This is a genomic window from Bradyrhizobium acaciae, from assembly GCF_020889785.1.
GTDB classification, from domain to species: domain Bacteria; phylum Pseudomonadota; class Alphaproteobacteria; order Rhizobiales; family Xanthobacteraceae; genus Bradyrhizobium; species Bradyrhizobium acaciae.
In genome coordinates this window covers 1-6881 of the sequence record NZ_JACMYK010000235.1, presented here as the reverse complement: position 1 = coordinate 6881, position 6881 = coordinate 1, and the positions used below count along the sequence as shown (strand labels likewise).

Annotated in this window: 6 protein-coding genes; all 6 read left to right on the top strand. The window is 66.4% G+C overall.

Annotated elements, in window-relative coordinates:
- On the top strand, positions 1–924 hold a 924-nt coding region (locus H8A92_RS39035), incomplete at its 5' end, for a Mur ligase family protein (RefSeq protein WP_229200589.1).
- Complete coding sequence (locus tag H8A92_RS39030; protein ID WP_229200588.1) at positions 921–2354, top strand: UDP-N-acetylmuramoylalanyl-D-glutamyl-2,6-diaminopimelate--D-alanyl-D-alanine ligase; 1434 nt, start codon at positions 921–923, stop codon at positions 2352–2354. The genes H8A92_RS39035 and H8A92_RS39030, both read left to right, overlap by 4 nt.
- A gap of 10 nt (positions 2355–2364) precedes the next feature.
- Complete coding sequence (gene mraY, locus H8A92_RS39025; protein ID WP_229186816.1) at positions 2365–3471, top strand: phospho-N-acetylmuramoyl-pentapeptide-transferase; 1107 nt, start codon at positions 2365–2367, stop codon at positions 3469–3471.
- Positions 3472–3479: 8 nt separating this feature from the next.
- Positions 3480–4880, top strand: coding sequence for a UDP-N-acetylmuramoyl-L-alanine--D-glutamate ligase (murD, locus tag H8A92_RS39020; RefSeq protein WP_229200587.1), 1401 nt, complete (start codon positions 3480–3482; stop codon positions 4878–4880).
- A 285-nt stretch (positions 4881–5165) separates the two neighbouring features.
- Positions 5166–6317: a putative lipid II flippase FtsW gene (gene ftsW, locus H8A92_RS39015; protein WP_229200586.1), complete on the top strand. Its 1152-nt coding sequence runs from the start codon at positions 5166–5168 to the stop codon at positions 6315–6317.
- Positions 6318–6428: 111 nt separating this feature from the next.
- The coding region (locus H8A92_RS39010; RefSeq protein WP_229200585.1) for a glycosyltransferase at positions 6429–6881 on the top strand (453 nt) is incomplete at its 3' end.

Below are 6881 nucleotides of genomic sequence, written 5' to 3'. Positions count from 1 at the left end.
GGCCTCGACCAGTATCGGCTCGACGGCGTGCGCATCGCCGCCGGCGGCTTCACCAATCTGTCGCGCGACCACATGGACTATCATCCCGATGTCGCGCACTACCTGAACGCAAAACTCCGGCTGTTCCGCGATCTTGTCGTCGACGGCGGCACCGCCGTGATCTCGGCCGATCATGATTGCTCGCCCGAGGTAATCGGCGCAGCGCGCGAGCGCGGCTTGCGCATCATCACGGTCGGCCGCAACGCCGATGCCGCCGATGGCATCAAGCTCACGGACGCCGCGATCGAAGGCTTTGCCCAGAAGCTCGCGATCGAACATCGCGGCCGCAGGCACGCAATCCGGCTGCCGCTGGTCGGCGAATTCCAGATCGAGAACGCGCTGGTCGCGGCGGGTCTTGCGATCGCTACCGGCAGCGCCACCGAAGACGTGTTCGGCTGCCTCGAACATCTCGAGGGCGCAAAAGGCCGGCTGGAATTCGTCGGCGAGCACAATGGCGCGCCGATCTTCGTCGATTATGCGCATAAGCCCGATGCGCTCGCCAAGGCTTTGCAGGCACTGCGGCCCTATGCCAGGCGCAAGCTGGTCGTGATCTTTGGTGCCGGCGGCGACCGCGACGCCGGCAAACGTCCGATCATGGGCGCGATCGCGGCCGAGAATGCCGATCAGATCATCGTCACCGACGACAATCCGCGCAGCGAGAAGCCCGAGGCGATCCGCGCCGCGATCATGGCAACCGCAAAGGGCGCGCGCGAGATCGGCGACCGCGCCGCCGCGATCCGTGCCGGCATCGCGGCTCTCGAGCCGGGCGATGCGCTGGTCGTGGCCGGCAAGGGCCACGAGGTCGGGCAGATCGTCGGCAGCACGACGCTGCCGTTCAGCGATCATGAGGCGGTTGCTGCCGCTTTGGCTGCGGAGGGCGCATGAGCACGCTGTTATGGACGTCTGATGCGATGGCGACGGCGATGCGCGCCGCGACGCAAGGCACGCTGCCGGACGGTGTCACGGGACTCTCGATCGACAGCCGTACCATCGCGCCGGGCGAGGCGTATTTCGCGATCAAGGGCGACGTCCATGACGGCCACGCCTTCGTCGAGACGGCGCTGAAGGCCGGCGCCGGGCTTGCGGTGGTCGAGGCCGCGCAGCGCGCAAAATTTCCCGCCGACGCGCCGCTGCTGGTGGTCGACGATGTGCTCGCAGGGCTCGTCGAACTCGCGCACGCTTCGCGCGCGCGGCTCAACGCGCAGATCATCGCGGTGACCGGTTCGGTCGGCAAGACCTCGACCAAGGAGGCGCTGCGGCGTGTGCTGTCGGCGCAGGGCGAGACCCATGCATCGGTGGCGTCGTTCAACAATCATTGGGGCGTGCCGCTGTCGCTGGCGCGCTGTCCGGCGGGCACGCGCTTTGCGGTGTTCGAGATCGGCATGAACCATGCCGGCGAGATCACGCCGCTGGTGAAGATGGTGCGGCCGCATGTCGCCGTCATCACCACGATCGAGCCGGTGCATCTGGAATTCTTCGCCGGCATCGAGGCGATTGCAGACGCCAAGGCGGAGATTTTTTTGGGCGTCGAACCTGGCGGCGCCGTCGTGCTGAACCGTGACAACGGCCAATTCGCACGGTTGCAGAAGCAGGCCAAGAAGGCCGGCATCTCCCGCATCGTCTCGTTCGGCACCGACAAGCGCGCCGATGCGCGGCTGCTCGACCTCTCGCTGCACGCGACCTGCTCGGCGGTGCACGCGGATATCCTCGACCATGACATCACCTACAAGATCGGCATGCCCGGCCGCCACATGGCGATGAACTCGCTCGCGGTGCTCGCGGGCGCCTCGCTGCTCGGTGCCGACATCGCGCGCGCGGCGTTGTCGCTGTCGCAGCTCGAGGCGCCGACCGGTCGTGGTCTGCGCCGCACCGTCGAGGTCGGCCATGGCGAGGCGACGCTGATCGACGAGAGCTACAACGCCAACCCGGCCTCGATGGGCGCAGCCCTCAACGTGCTGGGCCAGGCCAAGGTCGGACCGCATGGCCGGCGTATCGCCGTGCTCGGCGACATGCTCGAACTCGGGCCGACCGGGCCTGACCTGCATCGCGGCCTCGCCGAAGCCGTCGCGGCCAACCGCGTCGACCTCGTATATTGTTGTGGTCCGCTGATGCGGAATTTGTGGGATGCCCTTTCCACCGGCAAGCGGGGAGGCTATGCCGAGAGTTCGGCGGCGCTCGAACCGCAGGCGGTCGCCGCGGTCCGTGCCGGTGACGTGATCATGGTGAAGGGCTCGCTGGGATCGAAGATGAAGCTCATTGTCAGCGCGCTGGAAAAACGCTTCCCCGACAAGGCCGCGCACGAAGAAGCGGTATAGGACTTTTTGAATGTTCTACTGGTTGATCGAACTGTCCAACACCGTTCCGGGGTTTGGGGCATTCCGCAGCGCGCTGAACGTGTTCCGCTACATCACGTTCCGCACCGGCGGAGCGATGGTGACCGGCGCGCTGTTCGTATTCCTGTTCGGGCCATGGATCATCGATCATTTGCGGTTGCGGCAGGGCAAGGGCCAGCCGATCCGCACCGACGGGCCGCAGTCGCATCTGATCTCCAAGAAGGGCACGCCCACCATGGGCGGGTTGATGATCCTGTCCGGGCTCGTGGTGTCGACGCTGCTCTGGGCCAATCCGCTCAATCCCTATGTGTGGATCGTGCTGGCGGTGACGCTCGGCTTCGGCTTCGTCGGCTTCTATGACGATTACTTGAAGGTCACAAAGCAGTCACACAGTGGCTTCGCCGGCAAGCTGCGGCTGTTGATCGAGGCCGCGATCGGGCTTGCCGCCACCTACGCGCTGGTCCGGCTCGGCCGCGACGTCTCCTCGACCTCGCTTGTGATTCCGTTCTTCAAGGACCTCGTGATCAATTTCGGCTGGTTCTTCGTGATCTTCGGCGCCTTCGTCATGGTCGGCGCCGGCAACGCGGTGAACCTTACCGACGGCCTCGACGGCCTTGCCATCGTGCCGGTGATGATCGCCGCCGCGAGCTTCGGCATGATCTCGTATCTCACCGGCAACGCGGTGTTCGCCGAATACCTGCAGATCAATTACGTCGCCGGCACCGGCGAACTGGCGGTGCTATGCGGCGCGGTATTGGGCGCAGGCCTGGGCTTCCTCTGGTTCAACGCGCCGCCGGCCTCGATCTTCATGGGCGACACCGGCTCGCTCGCGCTCGGCGGCATGCTGGGCGCCACCGCGGTTGCGGTGAAGCACGAGATCGTGCTCGCGGTGATCGGCGGCCTGTTCGTGCTCGAGGCTGTCTCGGTCATCGTCCAGGTCACCTCGTTCAAGCTCACGGGAAAACGCGTGTTCCGGATGGCGCCGCTGCACCATCATTTCGAGCAGAAGGGCTGGACCGAGCCGCAGATCGTGATCCGGTTCTGGATCATCTCGGTGATGCTGGCGCTCGCCGGCCTCTCCACCCTCAAGCTGCGCTGAGCGCCATCATGATCCCGGTCACCTCCTTCTCCGGCAAGACGGTCGCGGTGTTCGGGCTTGGCGGTTCCGGGCTCGCGAGCTGCGAGGCGCTGAAGGCGGGCGGCGCGGAGGTGATCGCGGCCGACGACAATGCCGACAATGTCGCCAGGGCGGCACAGGCCGGCTTCACCACCGCTGACCTGCGCACCGTGTCGTGGGCGAATTTCGCCGCGCTGATCCTGACCCCCGGCGCGCCGCTGACCCATCCGGCGCCGCACTGGAGCGTGCTGAAGGCGCGCGAGGCGGGCGTTGAGGTGATCGGCGACGTCGAACTGTTCTGCCGCGAGCGGCGCCGTCATGCGCCGAACGCGCCGTTCGTCGCCATCACCGGCACCAACGGCAAGTCGACCACGACCGCGCTGATCGCGCACCTGATGAAGGTTGCCGGCTACGACACCCAGATGGGCGGCAATATCGGCACCGCGATCCTGTCGCTGGAGCCGCCGCGGATGGGCCGCGTCCACGTCATCGAGATGTCGTCCTACCAGATCGACCTCGCGCCGTCGCTTGATCCCTCGGTCGGCATCCTGATCAACATCAGCGAGGATCACATCGACCGCCACGGCACGCTGGAGCACTACGCGGCGGTCAAGGAGCGGCTGGTCGCGGGCGTACAGCAAGGCGGCACCGCGATCGCAGGCGTCGACGACATCTGGTGCCGCAACATCGCCGACCGGCTCGATCGCGCCGGCAAGCGCGTGGTGCGCATCTCCGTGAGGAACCCGCTGCCTGACGGCCTCTATGTCGAGCACGAGACCATTGTACGCGCGTCCGGTGCCGCACGCAGCGAGATCGCGCGGCTGGGGGGCATCGGTTCGCTGCGCGGCCTGCACAATGCGCAGAACGCGGCCTGCGCCTCTGCCTGCGCGCTGGCGATGGGGATCGCCACGGATGTGTTGCAGAACGGGCTGCGCAGCTTTCCGGGCCTCGCGCACCGCATGGAGCAGGTCGGCCGCCGCGGCAACGTGCTGTTCGTCAACGACTCCAAGGGCACCAACGCGGACGCGGCCGCGCATGCGTTGTCGTCGTTCGCCGACATCTACTGGATCGCAGGCGGCAAGCCGAAGGCCGGTGGCATCACCAGCCTGACCGGCTATTTCCCGCGCATTCGCAAGGCTTATCTGATCGGCGAGGCGGCGCAAGAATTCTCCGGCACGCTCGGCGAGCGCGTCCCGCACGAGATGTCCGGCACGCTCGACGTCGCCATCGCCAGCGCCGCGCGCGATGCGGAGGCCTCGGGTCTTGCTGAAGCCGTCGTGCTGCTGTCGCCGGCCTGCGCCTCGTTCGACCAGTACCGCAATTTCGAAATCCGCGGCGCGGCTTTCCGCGACATCGTACGGGCACTGCCGGGTGTGAAGCCGGTGGTGTGACGACACGTCATCGCCCGGCTCGACCGGGCGATCCAGTACGCCGCGCCCTCTCGGTTCAAGCACAGCCGTCTCTGGAATACTGGATCACCCGCTTTCGCGGGTGATGACGCCGTATATTTGACGCCTTGAATCGCGAACTATCCCCATCGTCGTCCTGGCTTTCGCCATGACGACAGTGTGCTTGGGATGGCAAACCAACTCCCCCAAAAGTTACCCAACCTGTTAACCGCTTGGAAACCATCCTGCGCCACGAATGGACGTTCTCTCTGCCATCTGGGGACACCCATGCTCGCCCGTGACCAACGCACCCCATTCTCGGACTGGTGGTGGACCGTCGACAAGTTGCTGCTTGTGGCGATCGCCGCGTTGATGCTGGCCGGTGTCATCCTGTCGCTGGCGGCGAGCCCGCCGGTGGCGACCCGGATCGGGCTCGATCCGTTCCACTTCTTCAACCGCCACGTCATGTTCCTGGTGCCGTCGCTGATCGTGCTGATCGGCGTGTCGTTCATGACGCCGCGGCAGATCCGGCGCACTGCGCTGATCGTGTTCGCGGTGTCGATCGTGCTGATCGTGCTCACGCTGCTGATCGGGCCCGAGGTCAAGGGTTCGCGGCGCTGGATCACGTTGCTCGGCGTCAACATCCAGGCCTCCGAGGCGGCCAAGCCCGCCTTCGTGATCGTCGCGGCCTGGCTGTTCGCGGAATCGACCAAGCGGCCGGAGATGCCGGCGACCTCGATGGCGCTGGTGCTGCTGATGACGCTCGTCACGCTGCTGGTGATGGAGCCGGACTTCGGTCAGACCATGCTGATCCTCACCGTGTGGGGCGCGCTGTTCTTCATCGCGGGCATGCGGATGATCTGGGTGTTCGGGCTCGCCGGCGCCGCCGGCGCGGGCCTGTTCGGCGCGTATCTGCTGGTGCCGCACGTCGCCGGCCGCATCAAGCGCTTCATGAATCCCGCTTCCGGCGACACCTTCCAGGTCGACACCGCGATGGAGGCGTTCTGGAACGGCGGCTGGTTCGGGCTCGGGCCGGGCGAGGGCATCGCCAAGCGCAGCCTGCCCGACAGCCACACCGACTTCGTGTTCGCGGTCGCGGCGGAAGAGTTCGGTATCATCCTCTGCCTGATGCTGGTCGCGCTGTTCGGCTTCATCGTGATCCGCACGCTGACCCGCGCCTATGCCACCGAGGACATGTTCTCGCGCTTTGCGGCGTCGGGGCTTGCGATCCTGTTCGGGGTGCAGGCGACCATCAACATGGCGGTCAATCTGCAACTGATCCCGGCCAAGGGCATGACGCTGCCGTTCATCTCCTATGGCGGCTCGTCCTTCGTCTCGCTCGCCTACGGCGTCGGCATGATGCTGGCGCTGACTCGGCAGCGACCGCGCACCGAGATCGAATCGATGGAAGGCGCCAGTGCTCAGCGCGCCTACGCGTAGGTGGCTCTTGTTGTCATTGCGAGGAGCGAAGCGACGAAGCAATCCATCCGTCCGTTTTGCCGCGCTATGGATTGCTTCGCTTCGCTCGCAATGACGATATAAAAGGCGGTCATGGACAACGCGCCCCTGATTCTGCTGGCGGCCGGTGGCACCGGCGGCCATCTGTTCCCGGCCGAAGCGCTCGCCGTGGAACTGTTCAGGCGTGGCCTGCGCGTCCGGCTCGCGACTGACGGCCGCGCGTTGCGCTACTCCGGCCTGTTCGGCCGGGAGAGCATCGACCTGGTGCCGAGCGCCACGGTGCGCGGTCGCAATCCCATCTCGCTGGCGCAGACCGTGCTGATGCTCGGCTACGGCACATTGGTTGCCGCCAACCTGGTGCGCCGGCTGAAGCCCGCGGCCGTCGTCGGCTTCGGCGGCTACCCGACCTTGCCGCCGCTGGTGGCGGCGCGGATGCTCGGCGTTCCCGGCATCATTCACGATGCCAACGCGGTGCTCGGTCGCGCCAACCGGTTCCTCTCCAGCCGCGTCAACGCGATCGCGACCTCGCTGCCCGGCGTGCTCGAT

Excerpts from the sequence above, each read along its gene's own strand:
- H8A92_RS39030 (WP_229200588.1), top strand. The coding sequence starts at position 921 with ATGAGCACGCTGTTATGGACGTCTGATGCGATGGCGACGGCGATGCGC.
- mraY (WP_229186816.1), top strand. The coding sequence starts at position 2,365 with ATGTTCTACTGGTTGATCGAACTGTCCAACACCGTTCCGGGGTTTGGG.
- murD (WP_229200587.1), top strand. The coding sequence starts at position 3,480 with ATGATCCCGGTCACCTCCTTCTCCGGCAAGACGGTCGCGGTGTTCGGG.
- ftsW (WP_229200586.1), top strand. The coding sequence starts at position 5,166 with ATGCTCGCCCGTGACCAACGCACCCCATTCTCGGACTGGTGGTGGACC.